Origin of the sequence: Hydrogenophaga sp. (genome assembly GCF_025699295.1) — a bacterium.
Taxonomy (GTDB): Bacteria; Pseudomonadota; Gammaproteobacteria; order Burkholderiales; family Burkholderiaceae_C; genus Hydrogenophaga.
The window spans coordinates 106,751-133,049 of record NZ_JAILWB010000005.1 but is presented as its reverse complement, the minus strand read 5'-3'; the positions used below and the strand labels follow the sequence as shown (position 1 = coordinate 133,049).

The window sequence follows — 26,299 nt, the reverse complement described above, 5'->3', positions numbered from 1 at the left end:
ATGTATTGGCCGACGACACGTCACCATGACGTGTTCTCATTTTTCGAAAAGGGCGACATGAGCTCGCCAACGTGTCGCAGAAATCCATTTTCTGGAACATGAGGCGGGCGGCGTGCGTGTTGACAACGGCTACACGCAACGGCAAAATGTATATCCGTCAGATACACATTCAGGGGAAATTCCATGCGCGACGCTGCCATCAATCTGCGGGCGAGGCCCGAGCAACGCGACCTCATCGACCAGGCCGCCACCTTGCTGGGCAAAAACCGATCCGACTTCATGCTTGAGGCGGCCTGCGAGCGCGCGCGCGCTGTCGTCCTCGACCAGGTTTTCTTCAGCCTGGACACGGACAAGTTCCAGCAGTTCACCTCCCTGCTCGATGCGCCGGCGGCACCCAATGCCGGCCTGAAGCGCTTGATGGCCCTGCAGGCCCCCTGGGCTGCCCGCGCCGAATGAGCGCGCGCCTGTCCGCTCCCGAGCCCCTTTGCGCCGACCATGACCTGAGCGCCTTCGCGTGTGGCGAGGCCAGCCTTGACGATTGGCTCAAGCGCCGCGCGCTGGCAAATCAGCTCAGCGGAGCCAGTCGCACATTTGTCGTTCTCGATGAGAACCGCTTCGCGGTGGGTTACTACGCGTTGGCGGCAGGTGCTGTCGCTCACGAACGCGCAACCGGCGGCATTCGCCGCAACATGCCGGACCCCATACCGGTGCTGGTGCTGGGCAGGCTCGCAGTCGCACAGCGTGCGCAGGGGGTCAAGCTGGGTGCCGCCTTGTTGCAGGACGCCGTGTTGCGGGCGATGGCGGTGTCGGAAAACGCCGGTGTTCGCGCACTGCTTGTCCACGCGTTGAACGAAAGCGCGAGGGCCTTCTACGCGCATTACGGATTTCAAGAGTCCCCGTTGGACCCTTTGACGCTGATGTTGCGGTTGCACGGACCCACTGCGGCGGCATAAAAAAACCGCCAGCACACAAGGCGCTGGCGGTTGCACGCATGGCCTGCCGAAGCAGGCGGCGTCATAGCTGTTCTTATTTGGCGGCGTCGATCTTCATGTACTCGGAGACGACTTTCCAGCGGTTGTCCTGCAGCTGGGACAGGCGCGTGGAATTGCTGCCCAGGCGCTTGGTGGGGCTGAAGGTCATTTCCGCGCTGCCGAAGATGTCGGGCGGGATCACCATGGTGTCCATGGCCTTGATGAAGCTCTCGGTGGTGAGGTTGTTGCCGGCCTTGCCCGCGGCGCGCAGGAAGGTGTCCACCAGCGAGTAGCCGTAGACCGAGAACACCGTCGGGTCTTCGTTGAACTTGGTCTTGTACTTGTTGGCCCAGAAGCGGATCGGCTGCGAGGTTTCGTCGGTGTAGGGGTTCTGCACCGTCATGGTGGCGTACAGGCCGTTCATGGCCGGGCCGCCGAGCTTGTGGATCAGGTCGGTGTAGGCCGCGCTGGAGCCGATGAAGGTCGGGTTGAAGCCCAGGCGCTTGGCCGTGGCGATGCCGCCGATGGTCTCGCGGATGATGGTGCCCATGACGACCATGTCGCACTGCTCGGAGGCCAGCTTCTGCATCTGTGAAGAGAAGTCGGTGGCACCGCGCTTGTAGCTGGTTTCCACCGCCAGCGCCATGCCGGCCGCCTTCAGCCCGTCTTCGGCGCCGCGCTTGACTTCCAGGCCGAACTCGTCGTCCTGGTACATGGTGCAGACCTTCTTGGCGCCCTTTTCCTTGGCCAGCTTGGGCACGGCGATCTTCATCTGGTCGTAGTAGGTGGCGGCAAAGCTGTACTTGAGCTTGTGGAAGGGCTCGTACATCTCGCGCGCGGCCGTCACGGGGAAGAAGTTGATCACGTTCTTCTGGAACTGCACCGGCATGGCGGCCATGTTCTGTGCGGTGCCGATGTGGCCCACCATGGCGAAGATCTTGTCCTGGTTCACGAGCTTCTGCGCGGCCAGCACGGCGCGGCGCGGGTCGTAGGCCGAGTCTTCCACCAGCAGGCGGATCTTGCGGCCGTTGATGCCGCCCTGCTCGTTGACCTCGTCCACCCGCAGCATCATGCCCAGGCGCACCTGCTTGCCGAAGCCGGCGATGGGGCCTGAGAGATCCTGGATCGAGCCGAGCACGATTTCGTCCTTGCTCACGCCCTGCGTCTGCGCCAGGGCGGCGCCGGAGCCGAGGGCAAAGGCGGCCGCGGCGATCAGTGTCAAACGGGTCTTTTTCATGTGTCTTGTCTCCTTGGGTGATGGGTTTGGGGTGCTCGCTCGGTGGGCGGGTGGGTCGGGGCTCGGGAATCAGCGGTACATGGCGTCGATCTGGGGCTCGTACTTGGTCTGCACCAGCTTGCGTTTGAGCTTCATGGTCGGCGTGAGTTCTTCGTCCTCGGCGCTGAGCTGGGTGTCGAGCAGGAAGAATTTCTTGATCTGTTCGACTCGGGCGAACTTCCTGTTCACGCGGTCGATCTCGGCCTGGATCAGGGCCTGCACCTCGGGCGCGCGGGTCAGGCTGGCGTAGTTGGAAAACGGCACGTCGTTGTCCTGCGCATACTTCTCCACGTTCTCCTGGTCGATCATGATGATCACGGTGAGGTAGGGGCGCTTGTCGCCGATCACCACGGCATCGGTCACGTAGGGCGAGAACTTCAGTTCGTTCTCCAGCTCGCTGGGGGTGATGTTCTTGCCCCCTGCGGTGATGATGATGTCTTTCATGCGGTCGGTGATGCGGAAAAACCCTTCCTCGTCCACCGTGCCCACGTCGCCCGTGTGCAGCCAGCCATCGGCGTCGATGGTCTCGGCGGTTTTCTCGGGCAGGTTCAGGTAGCCCATGAACACATTGGGACCACGCACCAGGATCTCGCCGGTGTTCGGGTCCAGCTTCACCTCGTTGTAGCTGGCGGCCGGGCCGATGCTGCCGGGCTTGATGCGTTCGGCCGGGATGCCGGTGGAGGCGCCGCAGGTCTCCGTCATGCCCCAGACCTCCAGCATGGGCACGCCCAGCGCGAGGTACCAGCGCACCAGGTCGGGCGAGATGGGCGCGGCGCCGGTGACGAGAAAGCGCGCCTTGTGGATGCCGATGAGTTTGCGCACGTTGTCCAGCACCAGCAGCCGCGCCACGGTGAATCGCATGCGCAGGCTGGCGGGCACGGGCTGGCCGGCCAGCACGAGGTCGGCCACCTGCTGGCCCACGCCGATGGCCCAGGCGTAGGCGGCCTGCTGCGCCTTGCCGGCTTCCTTGAGCGCGATCATCACGCCCGAATAGAACTTCTCCCACACGCGCGGCACGGCGGTGAACACCGTGGGCGCGATCTCGCGCACGTTCTCGGGCACGGTCTCGGGGTTCTCGACGAAGTTGAGCTTGGCACCGGTATAGAGCGAGAAGTACTCGCCGCCCATGCGCTCGGCGATGTGGCACAGCGGCAGGAAGCACATGCACTCGTCGTTCTCGTCGCGCGCAATCAGCGTGTTGTAGCCGCGCACGGTGTAGACCAGGCCCTTGTGGCTGTGCATCGCGCCCTTGGGGCGGCCGGTGGTGCCCGAGGTGTAGACGAGGATGGCCAGGTCTTCCGGCTTGACCGCGGCCACGCGCTGTTCCAGCAGGCCGGTGTGCTCGCGCAGGTGCCCGCGCCCGAGTTCGCGCAGCGCTGCCAGGCTGATCACCTGCGGGTCGTCCAGGTCGCGCAGGCCTTCCATGTCGCAGACCACGATCTTCTTCAGCAGCGGCAGCTGCGCGCGCACCTCCAGCGCCTTGTCCAGCTGTTCGTCGTCCTCGACGAACAGCACCGTGGTGCGCGAGTCCTCGCACAGGTACTGCACCTGCTCGGCCGCGTCGGTGGGGTAGATGCCGTTGGCCACGCCGCCGGCGCTGAGCACGGCCAGGTCGCACAGCACCCATTCGATGGTGGTGTTGGAGAGGATGGACGCGGTCTCGCGCGCCTCGAAGCCCAGTGCCATCAGGCCGTGGGCGATCTCGCGCACGGCGGTGCCGGTCTGGTCCCAGGTCCAGGCGCGCCAGATGCCGTAGTCCTTCTGGCGCATCCACACGTTCGAGCCGCGCGCCTTCACGCCGTTCCAGAACAGGGCCGGAATGGTCTCGCCGGGCAGCACCACCTCGGTCTGCGGCTTGATGTGAGAGAGGTCCCAGAGGTAACTCATGTTTTGTATCTCAACGTTCCATGCCTACCCACCGTTCGCCCTGAGCCTGCCGAAGGGCTCGTGCAATGGTGCGGGTGAAGGCTTCGACAAGCTCAGCCCGAACGGGGTAGACGTGTTGGCCAGGTTCATCTCCAGTTTTTCTTCTTCTTCCAGCGCCGCTCGCCGCGGGCGCCTTCTTCCTTCATGCCGAGGTAGAACTCCTTGATGTCGTCCTTCTCGCGCAGGTGGGCGCAGGTGTCTTCCATGACGATGCGGCCGTTCTCCAGCACGTAGCCGTAGTCGGAGGCGTTGAGCGCCATGTTGGCGTTCTGCTCGACCAGCAGGATGGTGGTGCCGCGCTCGCGGTTGATGCGCACCACGATCTCGAAGATTTCCTTGGTCAGCTTCGGAGAAAGGCCCAGGCTGGGCTCGTCGAGCAGGATCAGGTCGGGGTTGGCCATGAGCGCGCGGCTGATGGCCAGCATCTGCTGCTGCCCGCCCGAGAGCAGGCCGGCGTCCTGCGCGGCGCGTTCGCGCAGGATGGGGAAGTAGGTGAACACGGCTTCCATGTCACGCGCCACGCTGTCGCGGTCGGAGCGGGTGTAGGCGCCCATCAGCAGGTTGTCGCGCACCGAGAGCAGGGGAAACACCTCGCGCCCCTCGGGCACATGGCTCAAGCCCTGCTGCACGATCAGTGCCGGGTCCTGGGCGGTGATGTTCTCGCCCTTGAACTCGATGCTGCCCTTGCGCGGGTCGATGATGCCGCTGATGGTCTTGAGGATGGTGGTCTTGCCCGCGCCGTTGGAGCCCAGCACGGTGGCGATCTCGCTGCGGCGCACCTGCAGGCTCACGCCGCGGATCGCCTTGATCGGGCCGTAGGCGCTCTCGACGTTGAGCAGCTTGAGCACCGGGGTGTCGGAAGTGGCAACGCTCATGCACTCACCTGCTTGTGGTTTTCCCGGCGCAGGCTGGAGACGTCGTCCATCGAGCCGAGGTAGGCCTCGATCACGCCCGGGTGGTTCTGCACTTCGGCCGGCGTGCCCGAGGCCAGTTCCTCGCCCTGGCTCATGGCCAGCACGCGGTCGGACACCTTGGAGACCAGGCTCATGTCGTGCTCGACCATGAGCACGGTGATGCCCAGCTCTTCCTTGATGTCGGTGATCCAGAACGCCATGTCGTCGGTCTCTTCCACGTTCAGGCCCGAGGAGGGCTCATCGAGCAGCAGCAGCTGCGGCTCGGTGCACAGCGCGCGGGCCAGTTCGACCACCTTGCGCACGCCGTAGGGCAGGCCGGCCACCATGGATTCGCGGTGGTGCTGCAGATCCAGCAGCTCGATGACGTGTTCCACCTTCTCGCGCGCCTCGATCTCGGCCGCGCGCGTCTTGCCGGTGAAGAAGATCTCGCTCCACAGGCCGGTGCGGCGGTGCGTGTGGCGCCCGATCAGCAGGTTCTGCAGCACGGTGGCGTGTTCGAACAGCTCGATGTTCTGGAACGTGCGCGCAATGCCCAGGCGCGCGATCTGGTGCGGCGCCTGCTCGCTCAGGCGCAGCATGCCGTCTGGGCCGGCGTAGTCGATGGTGCCGGTGGTGGGCGTGTAGATGCGGCTGATCAGGTTGAACACCGTGGTCTTGCCCGCGCCGTTGGGGCCGATCAGGGTGAACACCTCGCCGCGCTTCACATCGAAGCTGACGTTGTTGACCGCCAGCACGCCGCCGAAGCGCACGCTGAGGTTTTTCGCTGACAACAAAATTTCACTCATGCGAAGCCACCTCAGAGAGAGAAGGGTTTCGTCCAGAAATGCCGCAGAACCGGCTTTGCCGGGCTGCAGGCATTGCCCCCTTGAGGGGGTGACGCGAAGCGGCGCGGGGGTGGGTCATTTCAATCGATCCGATTTCTGGAAGGTCTTCTGCCGCTTGAACATGCCCTTGCGATAGAACGGGAAGAGCTGCACGTAGGCGCGCACCTTGAGCCAGCGCCCGTAAAGGCCCATGGGCTCGAACAGCACGAAGGCAATCAGCACGAGGCCGTAGACCGTTCCCTGCAGGCCGGCGGCCTGGCCGATGGCGGCAGGCAGGAAGTCCTTGCCGAGCGCGATCAGCTGCGGCATGACGATGAGGAAGATCGCGCCCAGGAAGGCGCCGTGGATCGAACCCAGCCCGCCGATCACCACCATGAGCAGCAGGTCGATCGACTGGATGATGCTGAACTGCTCGGGCGAGAGGAACTGGATCTTGTGCGCGTACAGCGCGCCACCGATGCCCGCCAGCGCGGCCGACAGCGCGAAGGACAGCGTCTTGTAGCGCGCCAGGTGGATGCCCATGCTCTGCGCCGAAATTTCCGAATCGCGGATGGCGACGAAGGCGCGCCCGGTGGACGAGCGCATGAGGTTGACGATGCCCAGCGTGGCCAGCACCGTGACCACCAGGCACAGGAAATAGAACTCGTTGGTGGAGTCCAGCTCCCAGCCGAAGAGGGCGGGGTACTGCACCATCAGGCCCGCGTTGCCGCCGGTCACGTGTTCCCAGCGCGCCATGACTTCCTCGACGATGAAGCCGAAGGCCAGCGTGGCCATGCCGAGGTAGATGCCCTTGACGCGCAGCGCCGGCAGGCCCACCACCATGCCCACCGCGGCCGAGAGCAGGCCCGCGCAGGCCAGCGCCAGCGGGAACGGAATGCCCGCGTTGACCATGATGGCCTGCGTGTACGCGCCCACGCCAAGAAACGCCGCGTGGCCGAGCGAGAACAGCCCGGTGAAGCCGGCCAGCAGCATCAGCCCCAGGCCGACGATGGAGTAGATCAGCACGAAGGTGAGCTGTGCGAGCCAGTACTCCTGGATCAGCCAGGGCGCGGCCAGCAGGAACAGCATCAGCAGGCCGTACCAGAAGGTGTGGCCGCCGTGCTTGGCCAGGCGGATGTCCTGGTTGTAGTCGGTCTTGAAGAGAAACCTCATAGCCCCCCCGCATCGCCTGCGGCGCTACCCCCCCAGGGGGGCGCCACGAGCGGCCCGGCGAAGCCGGTTCCGCTGTGGCCCTGGATGGCGTTGTGGTGTTCGCGGTGCTGTGGCTTCCTCATACTTTTTTCCTGAGTTTTTCGCCGAACAAGCCATTGGGCTTGAGCACCAGCATGATCAGCACGACCACGTAGGGCGCCACGTCCTTGATGCCTTCGGGCGCATAGAAACCCGCCACCGCCTCGACGATGCCGATGATGAGACCGCCCACGATGGCGCCGGGCAGGCTGCCGAAGCCGCCCACCACCGCGGCGGGAAAGGCCTTGAGGCCGATGAATCCCATGTTGGCGTGCACGAAGGTGATGGGCGCGAGCAGCAGGCCGGCGATGGCCGCCACCGCCGCGGCCAGGCCCCACACCAGGCCGTTGAGCCGCTTGACCGGAATGCCCATGTAGTACGCGGCCAGCTGGTTCTGCGAGGACGCCTGCATCGCGATGCCCAGCTTGCTGTAGCGGAACATGGCGAACAGGCCGGCGCAGAGGATGGCGGTGGAGCCGATCACCACGATCTGTTCGGCCGAGACCACCAGCTCGCCCATGCGCAGCACCTCGTTGGCGTAGGGCACGGGCAGGGTGTGCGTGTCGGTGCCGATGTCGGGGATCATGGTGATCAGCCCGCGCAGCGTGTAGCCCACGCCGATGGTGAGCATCACGATCGAGAAGGCCGGCTGCCCCAGGATGGGGCGGATCACCACGCGTTCGAGCAGCACGCCGAACAGGCCCATGGCAGCGATCGCGGCCGGCACCGAGAGCCAGAACGGAAAGCCCAGCATGGTCATGGCGGCCAGGCCGCCGAAGGCGCCCACCATCATCAGGTCACCCTGGGCGAAGCTCACCGTTTCGGTGGCCTTGTAGATCAGCACGAAGCCCAGGGCGATGAGCCCGTAGATGCAGCCCTGGGCCACACCGCTGATGAGCAGTTGCAGCAATTGCACGCGTTGTCTCCTTGGTGTCCGACCGCCCTGGTGGTGCCGCGGTGCTGCAATATGTATGGCAGGCCTGTCAGATGTTGTGCGCAATTTATAGCTGTCTTGCGTGGGACTGCCGCTAGGGGTTGTCCCCCATCCTGAGTCGCCGAGGCGCCATGAAGATCACACCCATGAAATCCGTACGCATTGGCGCCGGCCTGGGCTTCTACGGCGACAACTGGGAGCCCGTGGCCGCGAGCATCGAACGCGGCGGCGTGCAGTTCATCGCCAGCGATCACCTGGCCGAACTCACGCTGGCCATCCTGCAGAAAGACCGCCAGCGCGACCCGGCGCTGGGCTACGCGCGCGACGTCGTGCCCATGCTGATGAAGCTGTGGCCGCTGATGCGCGAGCGCGGCGTGCGCTTTGTGTGCAATGCGGGCGGCCTGAACCCGGCTGGCGCGGCGCAGGCGGTGCTCGCGGCGTTCAAGGCCAGGGGCTGGCAGGCGCGCGTGGCGGTGGTGACCGGCGACGACGTGCTGCCGCGCCTGCTCGACGACGCCACGCCCGCCGATGCCTTCGCCCACCTGTTCACCGGCGCACCCGTGGCCGGCGTGCGCGAGCGCCTGGTATTCGGCAACGCCTACCTGGGGGCGAAGCCCATCGTGGCCGCGCTCGACGCGGGTGCCGACATCGTGATCACCGGCCGCGTGGCCGACGCCGCGCTGTTCCTCGGGCCGCTGGTGCACGCGCTGGGCTGGACGCTGGAGGGCGCACGTGGCGAGCGCGACCTGAACCGGCTGGCACAGGGCCTCACCGTCGGCCACCTGCTGGAATGCTCGGGCCAGGGCAGTGGCGGCAACTTCGGCAGCCAGGGCGCGTGGCAGGCCATTCCCGACCTCGCGCACATCGGCTACCCCATTGCCGAGGTGCAGGAGGACGGCACCGCCTTCATCACCAAGGCGCCGGGCACCGGCGGGCGCGTCAACTTCGACACCGTGCGCCAGCAGCTGCTGTACGAGGTGCACAACCCGCACGCCTACTTCTCGCCCGACGTGGTGCTGGACATGGGTGGCATCGAACTGCAGGACGAGGGCAATGACCGCGTGCGCCTGACCGGCGCGCGTGGCGCCGCGCCCACCGACACGCTCAAGGTGGTGGCGGGCTACCGCGACGGCTTCAAGGCCGAGGTGACCTGGGGCTTTTCGTGGCCCGACGCCTGGGACAAGGCACAGGCCGCGCAGGCCACCATCCGCACGCTGCTGCAGGACAAGCGCATCCCGCACGACGAGCTTTATGTGGAATACCCGGGCCTGAATTCCGCGCACGGCGCGCTCGCGCCGCTGCCGGCGGCCGACGCGCTGAACCAGAGCAACGAGATCTGGACCCGCCTGGTGCTGCGCACCCAGGACAAGGCCGCCGCCGACGGCTTCGGCCGCCTGTTCCCCTGGATCGGCCTGAGCGGCCCGGCCTACACCTGCGGCTTCACCGGCCTGCACAACACCAGTGAACTGCTGGGCATCTGGCCCACGCTCATTCCCCGGGCCGCGGTGGAAGCGGGCGTGCAGGTCGACGTCATGGGAGAGACAAGCCAGTGAGCACGGTCCGCATCCCCCTGGTGCGCATCGCGCACGCGCGCAGCGGCGACAAGGCCGACTGGGTCGACTTCGGCCTGTTCGCCTGGAACGAGGCCGGCTACCGGCTGCTGGCGCGCGAAGTGACCGCGCAGCGCGTGCAGGCCCACTTCGCGCCCTGGCTGCCGGGCGAGGTGGACGCCTGGCCGCTGCCCAACATCCTGGCGCTCAAGTTCGTGCTGCGCGGCGCGCTGCAGGGCGGCGGCGCGCGCAACCTGCGCCTGGACAACCTGGGCAAGGCCATGGCGGGGGCGCTGTTGCGCATGGAGATCGAGGTGACAACGGCCGAACTGGACGAAGCCCTGGGCGCGCCGCGCGTGGCGTGGTGGGGTGAGGGCCCGCCCGCCCTTCCATTGGAAAAATGAAATGAACCCACCAGCCGTCACCACCGAAAAACTGGGCGAGGTCTGGATCGTCACTCTCGACCGCCCCGAGGTGCGCAACGCCGTCGACAGCCCCACCGCGCAGGCGCTGCACGCGGCCTTCCTCGCGTTCGAGGACGATGCCGACGCGCGCGTGGCCGTGTTCCACGGCGCGCACGGCCACTTCTGCGCCGGCTGGGACCTGCAGTACGGCGCGCGGCTGGCGGCCTCGGGCGAGGCCGGCGGGCTGGACCAGCTCGACTTCGCCACCGACGACGCACGCGCCCTCGGCCCCATGGGCCCTTCGCGGCTGCAGCTCTCCAAACCCGTGATCGCCGCCGTGAGCGGCGCGGCCGTGGCCGGCGGCATGGAGCTCGCGCTCTGGTGCGACCTGCGCGTGATGGAGGAAGACGCCTACTTCGGCGTCTTCTGCCGCCGCTTCGGCGTGCCGCTGATCGATGGCGGCACGGTGCGCCTGCCGCGCCTGATCGGCATGGGCCACGCGATGGACCTGATCCTCACCGGGCGCAAGGTGGAAGCGCCCGAAGCGCTGCAGATGGGCCTGGCCAACCGCGTCGTGCCCAGTGGCCAGGCGCGTGAGGCCGCGATCGCGCTGGCGCGCCAGCTCGCCGGTTTTCCGCAGGCCACGATGCGCGCCGACCGCGAAAGCGCGTTCGCTCAGTGGGATCTGCCGCTGGGCGCGGCGCTGCAGCAGGAATGGGCGCGCGGCAAGGCGCGCATTCCCGATGCGCTGGAAGGCGCGCAGCGCTTCGCCGCAGGGCAGGGGCGGCACGGCCGGTTCTGAGCCTTGGCGCGCCGTCTGCCGTCCACTGCGCTGGCGCGTTCGTCGCTTCACAGGGACTCTGTTGCCAGGAGGCCTTGCATGTTGCACCGTCGGATGCGCCCGTTCCTGCTGCCGTTGTGCCTGACCGCGGCCGCTGCATGGGCGCAGCCGGTGCCGGGTGGTGGGGTCTGTGGCGAGGTGGTGACGCTGGCGACACGTGAGGGCAGCAGCACCCGCATGGCCTTCATGCCGCCGGCAGCCGCGTCCGGCGCGCCCGTCACGCTGTTGCTGCTGCCCGGTGGCCACGGCCACATCGACCTGGACGACAAGGGTTGCGCGCGCAAGCTCAAGGGCAACTCGCTGGTGCGCTCGATTCCACTGTTCGGCGCGGCCGGCCTGGGCACGGCGCTGGTGGATGCGCCCGCCGACTGGCAGGGTGAAGACGGTCTGGGCGGTTACCGCATCGCGCCCCGGCACGCGCAGGACCTGGGCCAGCTCATTGCCGCCCTGCGCACGCGCACCCAGGGCGCGGTCTGGGTGGTGGGCACGAGCCGCGGGGCCATCTCGGCCGTGAACGCCGCTTCGCGCCTGAGCGGGCCAGCCGCGCCCGACGGCGTGGTGCTGACCTCGGCGCTGATGGCCGGGCAGGCCGGCGCGAAGAAGGACTGGGTGGCGCATTCCGTGTTCGACCTGCCGCTGGAAGACATCCGCATGCCGGTGCTGGTGGTGGGCCATGCCGGCGACAGCTGCGTGCGCTCGCCGGCCAGCGAGATGGGACGCATCGTGGCGCGCACCCGGAGCCCGCGCGAGCAGGTGGTCACCATGACCGGTGGCCCGGCGCAGCCCGCGCCGCGCGGGCTCGAAGCCTGCGAAGGCCGCACGCCGCATGGCTTCGTCGGGCAGGAGGCCGAAGTGGTGGAGGGCATCGCGCGTTTCGTGCGCGGCGGGGCGTTCTGATCGACCGCTTCCTATGATGTCGGCATGAGCGCTTCCGACTTTCAAGCGCCGGCCGAGGTGCTGGTGCTGCAACACCTGTTCGAGGACGGCCCGGGGTTCCTGGGGCAGTGGCTCGATGCGCAAGGCGTTTCGTGGCACCTGCGCTGCGCCGAGGCCGGCGAGGACTACCCGGCCTCGGTGCGCGGTTACTGCGGGCTGGCGGTGCTGGGCGGTGCCTGGAGCGCCAACGACGACCGCCCCACGCTGCGCCAGGCCGAGGCGCTGATTCGCGAGGCCGATGCGCTGGGCATTCCGGTGATCGGGCACTGCCTGGGCGGGCAGCTGATGGCGCGGGCCTTCGGCGGGCGGGTGCAGCGGCTGCCCCAGCCCGAGGTGGGCTGGTGGCCGATGGCCCACAGCGGCAGCGCGGCGGCGCGCGACTGGTTCGGTGACGACACCGCGCCCACCGTCTTCCAGTGGCACCAGGACAGCTTCGTGGTGCTGCCGCCAGGCGCCGAGGTGATCGCTTCGTCACCCACCTGCGCGCACCAGGCCTTCGCGCTCGGCCCGCACCTGGCCATGCAGTTCCACATCGAGATCACGCCGGCCAAGATCGCCCACTGGCTGGAACGCCCCGGCGAGGCTTACCCCGTGCACGTGCTGCTGCACCGCGACAGCGTGCAGGACCCGGCGGGCATGCACGCCGCCACCGGTGTGCACCTGGCCGGCAGCGAGGCGCTGGCCGCGCGCATCTACGCCACCTGGCGCACACGCTGGCGCCAGGGCTGAAGCCGCTCAGCCCGGCATGGCCGGCGGGGCATCATCGTCACGTGAAATCGGCTTGGGCCGACCGTTTTCGTCGATCGCTACATAGGTCAGGCTGGCCTCGGTCACCTTCAGGTACTGGCCCTGCATCGAGAACCGTTCGGCGAACACCTCGACCTGCACCGTGACCGAGGTGCGGCCCACGCGCGTGATGTGGGAGAAGAAGCTCAGGATGTCGCCCACGCGCACCGGCTGCTTGAAGACGAACTGGTTCACCGCCACCGTGGCCATGCGCTCGCGCGCATGGCGCGCTGGCAGCACCGCGCCGGCCAGGTCGACCTGGGCCATGACCCAACCACCGAAGATGTCCCCGTTGGCGTTGCAGTCGGCCGGCATGGGGATGACCTTGAGGACCAACTCGCGATCCTTCGGCAGGGTGGTTTCGGGGTTCGGGCTTGATTCGGGTGACATGGGCACAATCTGTGGACGACGACGTCCCATTCTCCCGCATGCGCCCCGACTCCTCCGCCCGTTCCACCATCGCCTTGCCCGCCAGCCCCACCACGCCCGGGGGCAAGCCGGCGCAGCGTTCCGACTGGGTCACGCTTGGGCGCCTGCTGCCCTACCTGTGGCAGTACAAGCTGCGCGTGGTGCTGGCGCTGGGCTTCATGGTGGGCGCGAAGATGGCCAACGTGAGCGTGCCGCTGCTGCTCAAGGAGCTGGTCGACGCCATGACCATCAAGCCCGGCAGTGTCGAGTCGCTGCTGGTGGTGCCGCTGGGCCTGCTGCTGGCCTACGGCCTGCTGCGCCTGTCGACCAGCGTCTTCACCGAATTGCGTGAACTCGTGTTCGCCAAGGCCACCGAAGGCGCCACACGCAGCATCGCGCTGCAGGTCTTCGGTCACCTGCATGCGCTGAGCCTGCGCTTTCACCTGGAGCGCCAGACCGGCGGCATGACGCGCGACATCGAACGCGGCACGCGCGGCGTGCAGTCGCTGATCTCGTACTCGCTCTACAGCATCTTTCCCACGCTGATCGAGGTGGCGATGGTGCTCGCGCTGCTGGGCACGAAGTTCGACATGGGCTATGTGTGGATCACGCTGGTGGCGCTGGTGCTGTACGTGAGCTTCACCGTGGTGGTGACCGAGTGGCGCACGAAGTTCCGGCGCCAGATGAACGAGCTGGAGTCCACCAGCCAGAGCCGCGCCATCGACTCGCTGCTGAACTACGAGACGGTCAAGTACTTCAACAACGAAGGCTTTGAAGCGCGGCGCTATGACGAGGCGCTGGAGAAGCTGCGGCGCGCGCGCATCAAGAGCCAGACCACGCTGTCCCTGCTCAACGCCGGCCAGCAACTGGTGATCGCCATCGCGCTGGTGCTGATGCTCTGGCGCGCCACGCAGGGCGTGGTCAGTGGCGAACTCACGCTGGGCGACCTGGTGATGGTCAATGCCTTCATGATCCAGCTCTACATCCCGCTCGGTTTCCTCGGCGTGCTGTACCGCGAGATCAAGCAGAGCCTGACCGACCTGGACAAGATGTTCGTGCTGCTGGAGAAGGAGCGCGAGATTGCCGACGCGCCCGGTGCGCAGCCGCTCGCGCTGGCCGGGCCGCCCGCCGTGAAGTTCGAGAACGTGCACTTTTCCTATGAGCCCGCGCGCGAGATCCTGCACGGCGTCAGCTTCGAGATCCCGCCAGGCAGGACGGTGGCGGTGGTCGGTCCCTCGGGTTCGGGCAAGAGCACGCTGGCGCGACTGCTCTACCGCTTCTACGACATCGGCGCCGGCGCGATCACGATCGACGGCCAGGACATCCGCGACGTGACGCAGGCCAGCCTGCGCCAGGCCATCGGCATCGTGCCGCAGGACACGGTGCTGTTCAACGACACCATCGAATACAACATCCTGTACGGCCGCCCGGACGCGGGGCACGAGGCCGCGGTACAGGCCGCGCAGGCGGCCCACATCCACAGCTTCATCGAGCGCCTGCCGCTGGGTTACGCCACCATGGTGGGCGAGCGCGGCCTCAAGCTCTCGGGCGGCGAGAAGCAGCGCGTGGCGATCGCGCGCACCCTGCTGAAGAACCCGCCCATCGTGATCTTCGACGAGGCCACCTCGGCGCTGGACTCGGCCAACGAACGCGCGATCCAGGCCGAGCTGAAGAGCGCCGCGCGCAACAAGACCACGCTGGTGATCGCGCACCGCCTCTCCACCGTGGTGGACGCGCACGAGATCCTGGTACTGGTCAACGGCGAGATCGTCGAGCGCGGCACGCATGCGGTTCTGGTCTCGCGCGGTGGGACGTATGCCGGCATGTGGGCTCTGCAGCAAAGCCAGTCCGACTCGCCATAATCGCGCTCCATATGGAAACCAAATGGTTGGAAGATTTCGTCAGCCTCGCTGAAACGCGAAGCTTCAGCCGCTCGGCGCAGCTGCGCCATGTCACCCAGCCGGCTTTCTCGCGCCGCATCCAGTCGCTCGAGGCCTGGGCCGGTACCGACCTGGTGGACCGCTCCTCCTACCCCACACGCCTGACGCCCGCCGGCCAGACCCTGTACGCCCAGGCGCTGGAGATGCTGCAGGCCCTGCAGAGCACGCGCGCCATGCTGCGGGCGCACACCGCGGCCGCGCAGGACGTGATCGAATTCGCCGTGCCACACACGCTGGCCTTCACTTTCTTCCCGTCCTGGCTCTCGGGCCTGCGCGAAACCTGCGGGCCGATCAAGAGCCGGCTGATCGCGCTGAACGTGCACGACGCGGTGCTGCGTCTGGTCGAGGGCAGCTGCGACCTGCTGATCGCCTACCACCACGCGTCGCAACCGATCCAGCTCGATGCCACGCGCTACGAGATGCTGGCCCTGGGCCGCGAACTGCTGGCGCCCTACGCAAGGCCCAACGCCAGGGGCACGCCGCTGCACGCGCTGCCGGGCCAGCCCGGCCAGCCTCTGCCCTACCTGGGCTATGCGCCGGGCGCCTACCTGGGCCGCGCGGTGGACCAGATGGTCAAGCAGAGCAACCCCCCGGTGCACCTGGACCGGATCTACGAAACCGACATGGCCGAGGGCCTCAAGGCCATGGCGCTCGAAGGGCACGGCATTGCGTTCCTGCCGGCCAGCGCGGTGCGCAACGAACTGGCCGCCGGCAAGCTGGTGTCGGCCGGCCCCGGGCTGGAGACCGCGCTGGACATTCGCCTCTACCGGGCGCGCCCGCTGGATGCCCAGAAGGGCAAGCGCGCGGTGCAGGTGTTCTGGAACCGGCTGGCCGAGAGCCTGGGCACGGTGCCGGCCTGAGCACCGGGTGTCGTCGGGCCGGGTTTGCGACAATCCGGTCATGACCGCCCCCTCTCCCGACACCCTCACGATCACCCGCCCCGACGACTGGCACCTGCACGTGCGCGACGGCGACGCCCTGCGCACCGTGGTGCCACACACCGCGGCGCAGTTCGGCCGCGCGATCATCATGCCCAACCTCAGGCCGCCGGTGACCACCGCGGCCCAGGCCATGGCTTACGGCGATCGCATCCGCGCCGCCGTGCCGGAAGGTGTGTCCTTCGAGCCGCTGATGACGCTGTACCTCACCGACAACCTGCCGCCCGACGAGATCGCGCGCGCGAAGGACGCCGGCGTGGTGGCCTGCAAGCTCTACCCGGCCGGCGCGACCACCAACAGCGATGCCGGCGTGACCGACATCCGCAAGACCTACCGCACGCTGGAGGCCATGCAGCGCGCGGGCCTGCTGCTGCTGGTGCATGGCGAGGTCACCTCGTCCGACATCGACCTGTTCGACCGCGAGGCCGTGTTCATCGAACAGCAGCTGATCCCTCTGCGGCTCGACTTCCCCGAGCTCAAGATCGTGATGGAGCACATCACGACGAAGGAGGCCGCGCAGTACGTGGCCGAGGCCGGCCCGCACACCGCCGCCACGCTCACCGCGCACCACCTGCTCTACAACCGCAACGCCATCTTCACCGGCGGCATCCGCCCGCACTACTACTGCCTGCCCGTGCTCAAGCGCGAGACGCACCGCCAGGCCCTGGTGGCCGCGGCCACCAGCGGCAGCGACCGCTTCTTCCTCGGCACCGACAGCGCGCCGCACCCGGCGCACCTCAAGGAGCACGCCACGGGCTGCGCGGGCTGCTACACCGCGCACGCCGCGATCGAGATGTACGTCGAGGCGTTCGACTCGGTCGGCGCGCTCGACAAGCTCGAAGCCTTCGCCAGCTTCCACGGCCCGGCCTTCTACAGCCTGCCGCGCAACAGCGGCACCGTCACGCTGCGGCGCGAGAGCTGGACCACGCCCGAGAGCTTCCGCTTTGGCGAAGCCGAACTCAAGCCGCTGCGCGGTGGCGAGGCGCTGCCCTGGCGCCTGCAGGCCTGAAGCCCTTGGAGCCCGCGCCCGACTGGAGCGCACCCTGGTTCGCGCCGCTTGCCGGCAGCGGCGGGGCGGTCGCGCGGGCCCTGGCCGGTGGTGCGCCAATGCCGCGGGCGCTGGCCGCCGGCGGGCCCTGCCCCGTGCGCTTCGTGCCCCAGGCCGATCTGCCCGCCGGCGTGGCCTACGAGCAGTTCATCTTCGATACCGGCACCGTGCCCACGCGCGAGAACCTGCACGACTTCTTCAACGGCCTGTGCTGGCTGCGTTTTCCCCTGACCAAGCAGCGCCTGAACCGCCTGCAGGCCACGCAGATTGCCGCCGACGGCGTGCGCGAGGTGCGCGGGCCGGTGCGCGATGCGCTCACGCTGTTCGATGAGAACGCCGCGCTGCTGCAGGCGCCCGATCCCTTGTGGGAGGCGCTGGTCGCGCACGACTGGCAGCGCCTGTTCGTCACGCTGCGTCCGCTGTGGGCGCAGGCGCGGCTGGTGCTGTTCGGCCATGCGCTGCTGGAAAAACTGGTGCAGCCCTACAAGTCCATCACCGCCCACGTGCTGCGCGAGCCCGTGCCCACTTCGCTGGGCGGCGGCGACCTGGCGGCCTGGGATGCCTGGCTGTGCGAGCGGCTGAGCGCGCCCATGCTGGCTGCCAAGCCGTTCACGCCGCTGCCGGTGCTGGGCGTGCCCGGCTGGTGGGCGGCGAACGAGGTCCCGGCGTTCTACGCCGACGCGGCGGTGTTCCGCCCGCCGCGCTCGGTCACCGGCGCCTGATTTCGCGCGCGGACCGCTTGAATCCGGGGCCGCCAGCCCCATACTGGGTTCTCGGTATCATCCGCCGGCCCGAATCGACGGGAACCAGGAAGACCCTTGAAGGGTCGCATTCGCAGGCCGCCACACCCCACGTGGCGCTGCATCAACGGAGAAAACATGAAGCGCATCCTGCTGTTCGTTCTGACCAACTTCGCCGTCATGGCGGTGCTGTTGATCACCACCCGCATCCTTGGCGTGGACCGTTTCCTCACCGCCAACGGCCTGAACCTCACGGCCCTGGCCGGGTTCTCGCTCGTGATCGGTTTTGGCGGTGCCACCATCTCGCTGCTGATCAGCAAGTGGATGGCCAAGAGGAGCACCGGCGCGCGCGTGATCAACGATGCGCAGACCGCCGACGAAGCCTGGATCGTGGAAACCGTGCGCCGCTTCGCCGACAAGGCCGGCATCGGCATGCCCGAGGTCGCCATCTTCGAGGGCGCGCCCAACGCCTTCGCCACCGGCGCGTTCAAGAACTCGGCCCTGGTGGCCGTGTCCACCGGTCTGCTGCAGAACATGACCAAGGAAGAAGTCGAGGCCGTGATCGGCCACGAGGTCGCGCACGTGGCCAACGGCGACATGGTCACCATGACGCTGATTCAGGGCGTGATGAACACCTTCGTGGTGTTCCTCAGCCGCGTCATCGGCTACGCGGTGGACAGCTTCCTGCGCCGCGGCAGCGACGGCAACTCGGGCCCCGGCATCGGCTACTACGTGACCACCATCGTGATGGACATCGTGCTGGGCTTCGTCGCCGCGATCATCGTGGCCTGGTTCAGCCGCCAGCGCGAGTTCCGTGCCGACGCGGGCGCCGCCAGCCTGATGGGCCGCAAGCAACCCATGATCAACGCGCTGGCCCGCCTGGGTGGCCTCACCCCCGGCGAGCTGCCCAAGACCATGCAGGCGCTGGGCATCACCGGCAGCCTGGGCAAACTGTTCTCGACGCACCCGCCGATCGAGGAGCGCATTGCCGCGCTGCAGAACAACTGACCCCCCCGCGCCGCCTGCGGCCATGAAAAAAGCGACCCTTGGGTCGCTTTTTTTTGTGGGGCCATCGCTTCAGCGGTTGCGGTCCCAGCGGTCGCTGTCCCGATGGCCCTTGTGCCCGCGGCGGTCGTGGTCGCGGTGCGGGTAGCCCGGGCCCCAGCGGTAGCCGTGGATCGGCATCACGGTGTCGGGGTGCGGGTAGTAGGTCGTGCCGATCGTGATGCGGGTGGTCGGTTCGACGTACTGCGTCTGCGGCCGGTACGACGGGTAGGTCACGGGCGGAGGGGGCAGGGCGTCCGCGGGCGTGACGTTCAGGCGCACGAAGCGCCCCGGGTCCTGCGGCATCTGCGTGCGGTACTGCCGGCCGGCATATTCGTAGACCACGTCGTAGGCCACGGTGCGGTTTTCGTAGAAGGTCTGGGTGCCGCACTGGCGGTAGGTTTCGGTGTGCGGCTGCCCCGGGCCTTCGATGCGGTTGCCCAGCATGGCGCCGCCGATCAGGCCGATCACGGTGGCCGCCGCCCGGCCACTGCCGTCGCCGATGGCGTTGCCCATCGCGCCACCGGCGATGCCGCCGATCAGCGCGCCGGCGCCGGACTTGCGGCCCTCGTAGGTCACGCTCTGGTCGCTGCAGACCTCGCGCGGCACGGCGACCTGCTGGATCACCGGCGTGCTGCTGATCACGCGGCCCTGTTCATCCTGGGCCTGCGCCAGCCCACTGCCGGCCAGCGCAAGCAGACCGGTCATCACGGGAATCAGAACGGGGGTTTTCATGGGGAACTCCTGAAGTGGACAGCCTGAAGTCTGCGCCGGTCTTGTCAAGTGCGTGTGCGTCGCTTGTAAAGATGTGTGACGCGCGTGCGATGTGTCGCGCTCAGGCGCCCGGCAACAACTCGCGCGCCAGCGCCTCGGCCACCTTGAGCCCGTCCACGCCGGCCGAGAGGATGCCACCGGCGTAGCCCGCGCCTTCGCCCGCCGGGTACAGGCCGCGCGTGTTCAGGCTCTGGCAGTCTTCGCCGCGTGTGAGACGCAGCGGCGACGAGGTGCGGGTTTCCACGCCGGTGAGCACGGCGTCGGGCATGTCGTAGCCCTTGATCTTGCGGCCGAACACCGGCAGCGCCTCGCGCATCGCCTCGATGGCATAGGCGGGCAGGGCGGGGGCGAGGTCGCCGAGCTTCACGCCCGGCTGGTACGAGGGTTCGACCTCGCCGAGCGCGCTGGAGGGCTGCTGCTTCAGGAAGTCGCCGACCAGCTGGCCCGGCGCGTCGTAGGTGGCGCCACCGAGCTGGTAGGCGCGCGCTTCGAGGTCGCGCTGCAGCACGATGCCGGCCAGCGGGTGGGTCTGGCCCTGTTGCGCGAGGGTGCGGGCCTGGTCGGCGTAGCGCGCGCCATCGGTCGGGCCGAACGCGGCAGCCCACAGCGGCGCATCCTGCGCAAACGCCTGCGGGAAATCGGCCGGCTCGATGCCGACCACGATGCCGGCGTTGGCGTTGCGTTCGTTGCGCGAGTACTGGCTCATGCCGTTGGTGACCACGCGCCCGGGTTCCGAGGTGGCCGCCACCACCATGCCGCCCGGACACATGCAGAAGCTGTAGACCGCGCGCCCGTTCTTCGCGTGGTGCACCAGCTTGTAGTCGGCCGCGCCCAGCAGCGGGTGGCCCGCGTGGCGGCCCCAGCGCGCGCGGTCGATCACGCCCTGCGGGTGCTCGATGCGAAAACCGATGGAGAAGGGCTTGGCCTCCATGAACACGCCCGCGTCCCACAGCAGGGCGAAGGTGTCGCGCGAACTGTGGCCCAGCGCCAGCACCACGTGGCGCACCGGCATGTCCCGCGTGTCGCCGGTGGTCAGGTGTCGCACCTGCAGCGCATCGACGCGTTGTGCATCGCCGTCGTGCGCCAGGGTGATGCCGCAGACCTGGTGCTGGAAGCGGATCTCGCCGCCGAGCGCGACGATCTTCTCGCGCATGGCCTCCACCACGCGCACCAGCTTGAAGGTGCCGATGTGCGGGTGCGCGGTGTAGAGGATTTCAGCGGGTGCGCCGGCCTCGACGAATTCCTGCATGACCTTGCGGCCGAGGAAGCGCGGGTCCTTGATCTGGCTGTAGAGCTTGCCGTCGGAGAACAGGCCCGCGCCGCCTTCGCCGTACTGCACGTTGCTCTCGGGGTTGAGCACGTGGCGGCGCCACAGGCCCCAGGTGTCTTTGGTGCGCTCGCGCACCGGTTTGCCGCGCTCGAGCACGATCGGCCGCAGGCCCATCTGCGCCAGCGCCAGCGCGGTGAACAGGCCGCAGGGCCCCAGGCCGACCACGACCGGTCGGTCGCGCTCGTCGGCGGGCCAGCCGGCGGGTGCATGCCCGGGCGGGTGCCAGGCCATGTCGGGTGTGGGCTGCACGTGGGGCTTGCCCGCCTGCGCGGCCAGCAGCGCGGCTTCCTGCGCCGGGTCGGCCAGCGCCACGTCCACGATGTAGACCGCGAGCAGTTCCGCCTTGCGCGCGTCGAAGCTGCGCTTGAAGACCTGCAGTTCGGCAATCTGCGCCGCGTCGATGCCCAGGGCCGTGGCGGCGAGCGTGGTGAGGGCCTGCACCGGGTGGGGCGGCGGCTGGCGGTCGTCCTCGGTTTCGCTGGGCGCGTCGGCGGCGCGGCGGTGCTCGACGGGCAGCTCGGCCAGCTGCAGCTTGAGTTCGGAGAGGCGGATCATGTGTCGTGGGGGCTTGTGTTGATCAAGCAGGAGGACAGGGCCCGCGTATTGTCGTCAATGCGCCACGCCTTGGCTGCGTCCTTTAAATAATCCGGGTAAAACAATTAAACCCGGGTATAATTAGCGGCATGAACGAGAACACCCCTCCCCGTTGCACCGCATTCCTGGGCGCCCGGCGCGTGGCCTTCGGCCCCTATGACGAGGTGGCGCGGGCACTGGCCGCGCTCGATCTCTCGGCCGGTGGCCTGCTGGTGTTCGACGACGCCAGTGGCGCCCAGGTGGACCATCCCTGGCCGCCCGGATGGGGCGCGGCGCCATCCTCCGCCGACGCGCCCACCCGCGCCGCCCCGGCTGCGGCGCCCCAGGTGGGTCGGCCCCGCATGGGGGTGGTGGCGCGCGAAGTGACGCTGTTGCCGCGCCACTGGGACTGGTTGTCGCAGCAGCCGGGTGGCGCATCGGCGGCCCTGCGCCGCCTGGTCGAGGAGGCACGCCGCAACCATGCGGGGCGAGACAGTGTGCGTCTGGCCACGGAGCGGGCCTACCGGTTCATGAGCGCCATCGCGGGCGGTTTCGAGGGCTTCGAAGAGGCCTCCCGCGCGCTCTTCGCGCACGATGCCCAGGCCCTGGCCCGCTGCACCGCCACCTGGCCACCAGATGTGCAGACGCACCTGAACTGGCTGGCGCGCGACGCGTTCACGCCTGTGGATCCAGCGCCGCCGTCAGCGTCCTGAGCCCCGATCTCCGTACCCACTTCCTGGTCTCCATGTCCACCATCCCTCAGCGCCCGCTCTGGCGCGTCTACCTCGTGTTCCTCGTGCCCATGGTGCTGTCCAACATCCTGCAGGGGCTGTCGGGCACGCTCAACGGCATCTTCATCGGCCAGATGCTGGGCACGCACGCGCTGGCGGCGGTCTCGGGCATGTTCCCGATCGTCTTCTTCTTCATCTCGCTGGTGATCGGTATTGGTGCAGGCGCCTCGGTGCTCATCGGCCAGGCCTGGGGCGCGCGCGAGCCGCGCAAGGTGAAGGCCATCGCAGGCACGGCACTGGTGCTGGGCGCGCTGATCGGCCTGGCCGCCGCGGTGCTGGGCGTGGTGTTCGCGCGGCAGGCGATGCAGGCGCTGGGCACCCCCGTGGACGTGATCGACGACGCGGTGGCCTATGCGCGGGTGATGCTGCTCATCATGCCGCTGCTGCTGGTGTTCATCCTGTTCACGCAGCTGCTGCGCGGCGTGAGCGACACCGTCTCGCCGCTGGTGGCGCTGCTGCTGTCCACTGCGCTTGGCCTGCTGCTCACGCCGGCGCTGATCCAGGGCTGGCTCGGCCTGCCGCGCCTGGGTATCCAGAGCGCGGCGTATGCCGGGCTGGTGTCCTACGCGGCGGCGCTGGGTTTCCTGGTGTGGCGGCTGGGGCGGCGCCAGCACGTGCTGGCCTTCGACCGCGAGTTGCTGCACGCCTTGCGGCTGGACCGCGCCATCCTCGCCAAGGTGCTGCGCATCGGCCTGCCGACCGGTCTGCAGATGGTGGTGATCTCGGTGTCCGAGCTGGTGATCCTCGCGCTGGTGAATGGCCACGGCTCGCAGGCTACCGCCGCGTACGGCGCGGTCACGCAGGTGGTGAATTACGTGCAGTTTCCCGCGCTGTCGATCGCCATCACGGCGTCCATCCTCGCGGCGCAGTCGATCGGCGCGGGGCGGATGGACCGCCTGGGCGCCATCCTGCGCACCGGCCTGTGGCTCAACGCCGCGCTCACCGGCAGCCTGGTGCTGCTGGGCTACCTGCTCTCGCACACGCTCATGGGCCTGTTCCTGACGCAGCCCGAGGCACGCGCGCAGGCCGGACACCTGCTGCACATCATGCTGTGGAGCATCCTGGTGTTTGGCTTCCAGGCCGTGGTGGGCGGCCTCATGCGCGCCAGCGGCGACGTGCTGGTGCCGATGGCGATCTCGGTTTTCTGCATCCTGGGCATCCAGCTGCCGGCCGCGTATCTGCTCGATGCCCGCATGGGCCTGGCGGGCGTGTGGGTCGCGTTCCCGGTGGCGTATGTGGCCATGCTGCTGCTGCAGGGCACCTACTACCGAAGGGTGTGGCGCCACCGCCGGATCGAGCGCCTGGTCTGAGGGCGGGGGATAATCGCGCCGTGAAGCGCACCAGGCCGTCGCTGGCACGATGCCCGAAAGGGTGTGCTGGAGGAACGTCCGGACTGCACAGGACAGCGTAGGAGGTAACACCTCTCCACCGACAAGCCCCGAGAGTTCGCTCGAAGGGCCCTAAGGTGAGGATCAGAGCAACAGAGACGAGCCGCTTGAGTGCGGGTGAAACGGGCAATCTCTACGCGCAGCAATACCAAATAGGCCAGCGTTGACGTGGTTCCGCGGAGCTGGCGGGTAGGTAGCACCGAGCCGGGTGGGCAACCCCCGGCCCAGATGAATGGCGGTCACGTCCGGGGCAACCCGGACGCACAGAATCCGGCGTAACGGTGCGCTTCACACTTTTATCGCGGGCTTGCGACGTCAGTTCGCATACAGATGCCGCTGAAATCCCACGAACACTTGGCGCACCTGTTCGGGCTTGCCAAGTTCGGCAAATGCGTCCGGCAGCGCACGGTACCTCAAGCGCAGCAATGGTGATAGCTTTTCCTGATCCAACTCGTCTACGCCTACCAGGACGTATTGGGAAAGCACAAAGTCAATGAACGCCTGTTGCCTGTCGGTGAATTCCCCATAAGCCAATTGACGTGCATGCGCGGCCCGCTGCTCCCTCGACTGCGGTGCCGCGGCAAAGGCGACGTAGGCCAACACGTCGAAGAGGTCGCTGTTCTCGGCCTCGATGATCTTCTGCATCTCCGCCAGCGGCTCCTTGCCGAAGCCGCGATCCGCGAGTTCGGTGAGAAGCTTCTTGCGGGTGTCTGGGTCGCTCCAGAGAAGACGGAGTTCGTCCTCGTCCTTGAAGAACTCGGGCAACGCTCCAAACAGTGATTCGAGAAATTGAGTTGCCGACATCGGGCGCCCGTCCGCGCTCCAGAACGTTGTGGCCGACATGTGCTGGATCGCGCGCTCTTTGCCATCAGCCAGCCTCACCTTGATCCTGGCTGGTGGTGGGGTAAGAGGTGGCGGCGTAGGCTCGCTCAAGGGCACAGCGGCCGTACCGTTGCCGCGTGGTGTCTGCGGCGCGGGTTCTTCTGGCGGCTGAGGCTCACCATCCCACTCGGGGTCACTGAAGTGATGGTGTGCCTTGACGAAGTCGTAGATCGTGAAATGATCCTTGCCGTCGTAAAGGCGTGTGCCTCGACCGATGATTTGCTTGAACTCGATCATCGAAGCCACTGGCCGCAACAGCACGATGTTGCGCACGTTGCGCGCATCCACGCCCGTGGAGAGCTTCTGCGACGTGGTCAAGATTGCGGGAATGGTTTTCTCGTTGTCCTGGAAGTCGCGCAGGTACTGTTCGCCCAAGGCGCCGTCATTGGCCGTCACGCGCACGCAGTAGAGCGGGTCTGCACTCGTCTTCATCTGGTTGATCAGATCGCGTATCGCCAGCGCGTGCGTCTGCGTGGCACAGAACACAAGGGTCTTCTCGCGTTGGTCGATCGTTTTCATCAGGAGGTTGACGCGGTACGCCTCGCGCTCCCTGATCTCGATGATGCGGTTGAAGTCCTTCTCTTCATAGCGCCGGCCCACCTCGATGTCGCCTTTTTCCACCAGGTCGTCGGGCGTGTAGACGTATTCGTCCAGCGTGGTGGCGATCTGTTTGACCTTGAACGGCGTGAGAAAGCCGTCGTTGATGCCTTCCTTGAGGGAGTACACGTACACCGGCTCACCGAAGTAGGCGTAGGTGTCGGCATTGATCGTTCGCTTGGGCGTGGCCGTCAGCCCCAGTTGCACGGCGGGCGCGAAGTAATCGAGGATGGCGCGCCAGCTGCCTTCGTCGTTGGCACCGCCGCGGTGGCACTCGTCGATCACGATGAAATCGAAAAAGTCGGGTGGGTATTCGCCGAAATGGGGCGCTCCACCGGGACCGCTCATGAACGTCTGAAAGATAGTGAAGAAGATGCTGCCGTTCTTGGGCACCCGGCCCTTCTTGCGGATGTCTGCCGGGTCGATGCGCACCAGCGCATCGTCGGGGAAGGCCGAAAAGGCGTTGTAGGCCTGATCGGCCAGGATGTTGCGGTCGGCCAGAAACAGGATGCGTGGGCGCCGGGTGGGTTCGGCACCGCTTTTCCAGTCAACCATGTTCCAGCGGCTCTGGAACAGCTTCCAGGCCAGTTGGAAGGCGATGAAAGTCTTGCCGGTGCCAGTGGCCAGCGTCAGCAATATGCGGTCGCTACCGGTCGCAATCGCCGCCAGCACGCGCGTGATGGCGATGTCCTGGTAGTAGCGGCCCTGCCACGCGCCACCCTTGTCTTCAAATGGCACGGCGGCGAATCGGTCGCGCCAGGCATTGGGCAGGGCGAATGTCAATTGCCACAGTGCCTCGGGGCTGGGGTAACCGGTTATCTCGCCTTCGACGCCGGTGCTCATGTCGATACCGTAGATCGCCTGGCCATTGGTGGCGTAGGTGTGACGCACCGCCAGCTTGGTGGCGTAGCTTTTGGCTTGGCCCACGCCCTCAGTGAGGGGCTTGCCCCAGGCTTTGGCCTCGATCACGGCCAGCTTGGTGTTGCGGTAGACGAGCACGTAGTCGGCGATGTCGCCGCGAGCCCTGATGCTTTGCCCGCCCTTGCTGCCGCCCTGCAGGCGGCCCAGCGTGATACCGTGTTCCCGCAGCACCCGGCTGCCCTCGACCACGCCCCAGCCGGCGGCCTTCAGCGCGGGGTCGATGTGCTCGGCGCGGGTTTCGGCTTCGTTCATGGGGCCGGGTCAGCAGCCCGCTGAATCAAAACCCGATCAAGAAAATCTTGTCCCGAGAGGTTTCCATAAGTCATTGATTTA

Annotated in this window: 24 protein-coding genes and 1 other RNA gene; 15 read left to right on the top strand and 10 right to left on the bottom strand. The window is 67.6% G+C overall.

The window, feature by feature from the left end; genetic code table 11:
• Positions 1-183: 183 nt before the first annotated feature.
• Together K5880_RS06560 and K5880_RS06555 are read left to right on the top strand one after the other, a co-directional pair.
• Positions 184-456: a DUF1778 domain-containing protein gene (locus K5880_RS06560; RefSeq protein WP_297650002.1), complete on the top strand. Its 273-nt coding sequence runs from the start codon at positions 184-186 to the stop codon at positions 454-456.
• Positions 453-953, top strand: a complete 501-nt coding sequence (locus K5880_RS06555; RefSeq protein ID WP_297650000.1) for a GNAT family N-acetyltransferase — start codon at positions 453-455, stop codon at positions 951-953. The genes K5880_RS06560 and K5880_RS06555 overlap by 4 nt, the downstream gene beginning before the upstream one ends.
• A gap of 73 nt (positions 954-1,026) precedes the next feature.
• Here the strand turns inward: K5880_RS06555 and K5880_RS06550 are convergent, their stop codons facing one another.
• From K5880_RS06550 to K5880_RS06525, 6 genes are all read right to left on the bottom strand, one after another.
• A complete protein-coding gene (locus K5880_RS06550) occupies positions 1,027-2,208 on the bottom strand; it encodes an ABC transporter substrate-binding protein (protein ID WP_297649998.1) in 1,182 nt (393 codons plus the stop codon).
• Positions 2,209-2,277: 69 nt separating this feature from the next.
• Positions 2,278-4,134, bottom strand: a complete 1,857-nt coding sequence (locus K5880_RS06545) for a long-chain fatty acid--CoA ligase (protein ID WP_297649996.1) — start codon at positions 4,132-4,134, stop codon at positions 2,278-2,280.
• Positions 4,135-4,259: 125 nt separating this feature from the next.
• On the bottom strand, positions 4,260-5,048 hold the full coding sequence (locus tag K5880_RS06540; RefSeq protein WP_297649994.1) for an ABC transporter ATP-binding protein: 789 nt from the start codon (positions 5,046-5,048) through the stop codon (positions 4,260-4,262).
• On the bottom strand, positions 5,045-5,872 hold the full coding sequence (locus K5880_RS06535; protein ID WP_297649993.1) for an ABC transporter ATP-binding protein: 828 nt from the start codon (positions 5,870-5,872) through the stop codon (positions 5,045-5,047). The genes K5880_RS06540 and K5880_RS06535 overlap by 4 nt, the downstream gene beginning before the upstream one ends.
• Before the next feature lie 114 nt (positions 5,873-5,986).
• Complete coding sequence (locus K5880_RS06530; RefSeq protein ID WP_297649991.1) at positions 5,987-7,063, bottom strand: branched-chain amino acid ABC transporter permease; 1,077 nt, start codon at positions 7,061-7,063, stop codon at positions 5,987-5,989.
• A gap of 118 nt (positions 7,064-7,181) precedes the next feature.
• Positions 7,182-8,057, bottom strand: coding sequence for a branched-chain amino acid ABC transporter permease (locus K5880_RS06525; protein WP_297649989.1), 876 nt, complete (start codon positions 8,055-8,057; stop codon positions 7,182-7,184).
• A gap of 164 nt (positions 8,058-8,221) precedes the next feature.
• Here K5880_RS06525 and K5880_RS06520 point away from each other — a divergent pair, with 164 nt between their 5' ends.
• The 5 genes from K5880_RS06520 (at position 8,222) to K5880_RS06500 (ending at position 12,535) form a co-directional block, all read left to right on the top strand.
• Complete coding sequence (locus tag K5880_RS06520) at positions 8,222-9,628, top strand: acyclic terpene utilization AtuA family protein (protein WP_297649987.1); 1,407 nt, start codon at positions 8,222-8,224, stop codon at positions 9,626-9,628.
• Entirely contained in the window at positions 9,625-10,029 is a 405-nt protein-coding gene (locus K5880_RS06515; protein ID WP_297649985.1) for a hypothetical protein, read from the top strand. The genes K5880_RS06520 and K5880_RS06515 overlap by 4 nt, the downstream gene beginning before the upstream one ends.
• A 1-nt stretch (position 10,030) precedes the next feature.
• Positions 10,031-10,831: a crotonase/enoyl-CoA hydratase family protein gene (locus K5880_RS06510; RefSeq protein ID WP_297649982.1), complete on the top strand. Its 801-nt coding sequence runs from the start codon at positions 10,031-10,033 to the stop codon at positions 10,829-10,831.
• A 78-nt stretch (positions 10,832-10,909) separates the two neighbouring features.
• A complete protein-coding gene (locus K5880_RS06505; protein WP_297649980.1) occupies positions 10,910-11,767 on the top strand; it encodes a hypothetical protein in 858 nt (285 codons plus the stop codon).
• 24 nt (positions 11,768-11,791) lie between these two features.
• On the top strand, positions 11,792-12,535 hold the full coding sequence (locus K5880_RS06500) for a type 1 glutamine amidotransferase (protein ID WP_297649978.1): 744 nt from the start codon (positions 11,792-11,794) through the stop codon (positions 12,533-12,535).
• A gap of 6 nt (positions 12,536-12,541) precedes the next feature.
• On the opposite strand, the gene K5880_RS06495 is transcribed toward K5880_RS06500, so the two are convergent.
• Positions 12,542-12,982 carry an acyl-CoA thioesterase gene (locus tag K5880_RS06495; protein WP_297649976.1) on the bottom strand — a complete coding sequence of 147 codons (441 nt, stop codon included), beginning with the start codon at positions 12,980-12,982 and terminating at the stop codon, positions 12,542-12,544.
• A 38-nt stretch (positions 12,983-13,020) separates the two neighbouring features.
• Here K5880_RS06495 and K5880_RS06490 point away from each other — a divergent pair, with 38 nt between their 5' ends.
• From K5880_RS06490 to htpX, 5 genes are all read left to right on the top strand, one after another.
• On the top strand, positions 13,021-14,862 hold the full coding sequence (locus K5880_RS06490; protein ID WP_297649974.1) for an ABC transporter ATP-binding protein/permease: 1,842 nt from the start codon (positions 13,021-13,023) through the stop codon (positions 14,860-14,862).
• A gap of 11 nt (positions 14,863-14,873) precedes the next feature.
• A complete protein-coding gene (locus K5880_RS06485) occupies positions 14,874-15,800 on the top strand; it encodes a LysR substrate-binding domain-containing protein (protein ID WP_297649972.1) in 927 nt (308 codons plus the stop codon).
• A gap of 40 nt (positions 15,801-15,840) precedes the next feature.
• Positions 15,841-16,887, top strand: coding sequence for a dihydroorotase (pyrC, locus tag K5880_RS06480; RefSeq protein WP_297649970.1), 1,047 nt, complete (start codon positions 15,841-15,843; stop codon positions 16,885-16,887).
• A 5-nt stretch (positions 16,888-16,892) separates the two neighbouring features.
• Positions 16,893-17,648, top strand: a complete 756-nt coding sequence (locus K5880_RS06475; protein WP_297649968.1) for a DUF3025 domain-containing protein — start codon at positions 16,893-16,895, stop codon at positions 17,646-17,648.
• Between the two features lie 156 nt (positions 17,649-17,804).
• Positions 17,805-18,674 (top strand): protease HtpX, encoded by an 870-nt coding sequence (htpX, locus tag K5880_RS06470; RefSeq protein ID WP_297649966.1) that lies wholly within the window; start codon positions 17,805-17,807, stop codon positions 18,672-18,674.
• A 69-nt stretch (positions 18,675-18,743) separates the two neighbouring features.
• Here the strand turns inward: htpX and K5880_RS06465 are convergent, their stop codons facing one another.
• Positions 18,744-19,445 carry a glycine zipper 2TM domain-containing protein gene (locus tag K5880_RS06465; RefSeq protein WP_297649964.1) on the bottom strand — a complete coding sequence of 234 codons (702 nt, stop codon included), beginning with the start codon at positions 19,443-19,445 and terminating at the stop codon, positions 18,744-18,746.
• Positions 19,446-19,545: 100 nt separating this feature from the next.
• Positions 19,546-21,369, bottom strand: coding sequence for an FAD-dependent protein (locus K5880_RS06460; RefSeq protein ID WP_297649963.1), 1,824 nt, complete (start codon positions 21,367-21,369; stop codon positions 19,546-19,548).
• Positions 21,370-21,497: 128 nt separating this feature from the next.
• Here K5880_RS06460 and K5880_RS06455 point away from each other — a divergent pair, with 128 nt between their 5' ends.
• The 3 genes from K5880_RS06455 (at position 21,498) to rnpB (ending at position 23,860) form a co-directional block, all read left to right on the top strand.
• Positions 21,498-22,100 carry a DUF2239 family protein gene (locus K5880_RS06455; protein ID WP_297649962.1) on the top strand — a complete coding sequence of 201 codons (603 nt, stop codon included), beginning with the start codon at positions 21,498-21,500 and terminating at the stop codon, positions 22,098-22,100.
• A 32-nt stretch (positions 22,101-22,132) separates the two neighbouring features.
• The gene (locus K5880_RS06450) at positions 22,133-23,488 is read left to right on the top strand and encodes an MATE family efflux transporter (protein WP_297649961.1); all 1,356 of its coding nucleotides are present in this window, start codon (positions 22,133-22,135) and stop codon (positions 23,486-23,488) included.
• Between the two features lie 22 nt (positions 23,489-23,510).
• An RNA gene (rnpB, locus tag K5880_RS06445) (RNase P RNA component class A) lies at positions 23,511-23,860 on the top strand.
• A 21-nt stretch (positions 23,861-23,881) separates the two neighbouring features.
• Here rnpB and hsdR read toward each other — a convergent pair.
• Entirely contained in the window at positions 23,882-26,218 is a 2,337-nt protein-coding gene (gene hsdR, locus K5880_RS06440; RefSeq protein ID WP_297649960.1) for an EcoAI/FtnUII family type I restriction enzme subunit R, read from the bottom strand.
• Positions 26,219-26,299: the final 81 nt, after the last annotated feature.

Bases quoted from the DNA above. Each gene is read 5' to 3' on its own strand.
- K5880_RS06555 (WP_297650000.1), top strand. From the start codon at position 453: ATGAGCGCGCGCCTGTCCGCTCCCGAGCCCCTTTGCGCCGACCATGAC.
- htpX (WP_297649966.1), top strand. From the start codon at position 17,805: ATGAAGCGCATCCTGCTGTTCGTTCTGACCAACTTCGCCGTCATGGCG.
- K5880_RS06510 (WP_297649982.1), top strand. From the start codon at position 10,031: ATGAACCCACCAGCCGTCACCACCGAAAAACTGGGCGAGGTCTGGATC.
- K5880_RS06560 (WP_297650002.1), top strand. From the start codon at position 184: ATGCGCGACGCTGCCATCAATCTGCGGGCGAGGCCCGAGCAACGCGAC.
- pyrC (WP_297649970.1), top strand. From the start codon at position 15,841: ATGACCGCCCCCTCTCCCGACACCCTCACGATCACCCGCCCCGACGAC.
- K5880_RS06520 (WP_297649987.1), top strand. From the start codon at position 8,222: ATGAAATCCGTACGCATTGGCGCCGGCCTGGGCTTCTACGGCGACAAC.
- K5880_RS06505 (WP_297649980.1), top strand. From the start codon at position 10,910: ATGTTGCACCGTCGGATGCGCCCGTTCCTGCTGCCGTTGTGCCTGACC.
- K5880_RS06500 (WP_297649978.1), top strand. From the start codon at position 11,792: ATGAGCGCTTCCGACTTTCAAGCGCCGGCCGAGGTGCTGGTGCTGCAA.
- K5880_RS06550 (WP_297649998.1), bottom strand. From the start codon at position 2,208: ATGAAAAAGACCCGTTTGACACTGATCGCCGCGGCCGCCTTTGCCCTC.
- K5880_RS06455 (WP_297649962.1), top strand. From the start codon at position 21,498: ATGAACGAGAACACCCCTCCCCGTTGCACCGCATTCCTGGGCGCCCGG.
- K5880_RS06540 (WP_297649994.1), bottom strand. From the start codon at position 5,048: ATGAGCGTTGCCACTTCCGACACCCCGGTGCTCAAGCTGCTCAACGTC.
- K5880_RS06465 (WP_297649964.1), bottom strand. From the start codon at position 19,445: ATGAAAACCCCCGTTCTGATTCCCGTGATGACCGGTCTGCTTGCGCTG.
- K5880_RS06450 (WP_297649961.1), top strand. From the start codon at position 22,133: ATGTCCACCATCCCTCAGCGCCCGCTCTGGCGCGTCTACCTCGTGTTC.
- K5880_RS06490 (WP_297649974.1), top strand. From the start codon at position 13,021: ATGCGCCCCGACTCCTCCGCCCGTTCCACCATCGCCTTGCCCGCCAGC.
- K5880_RS06495 (WP_297649976.1), bottom strand. From the start codon at position 12,982: ATGTCACCCGAATCAAGCCCGAACCCCGAAACCACCCTGCCGAAGGAT.
- K5880_RS06545 (WP_297649996.1), bottom strand. From the start codon at position 4,134: ATGAGTTACCTCTGGGACCTCTCTCACATCAAGCCGCAGACCGAGGTG.
- K5880_RS06485 (WP_297649972.1), top strand. From the start codon at position 14,874: ATGGAAACCAAATGGTTGGAAGATTTCGTCAGCCTCGCTGAAACGCGA.
- K5880_RS06535 (WP_297649993.1), bottom strand. From the start codon at position 5,872: ATGAGTGAAATTTTGTTGTCAGCGAAAAACCTCAGCGTGCGCTTCGGC.
- hsdR (WP_297649960.1), bottom strand. From the start codon at position 26,218: ATGAACGAAGCCGAAACCCGCGCCGAGCACATCGACCCCGCGCTGAAG.
- K5880_RS06460 (WP_297649963.1), bottom strand. From the start codon at position 21,369: ATGATCCGCCTCTCCGAACTCAAGCTGCAGCTGGCCGAGCTGCCCGTC.
- K5880_RS06530 (WP_297649991.1), bottom strand. From the start codon at position 7,063: ATGAGGTTTCTCTTCAAGACCGACTACAACCAGGACATCCGCCTGGCC.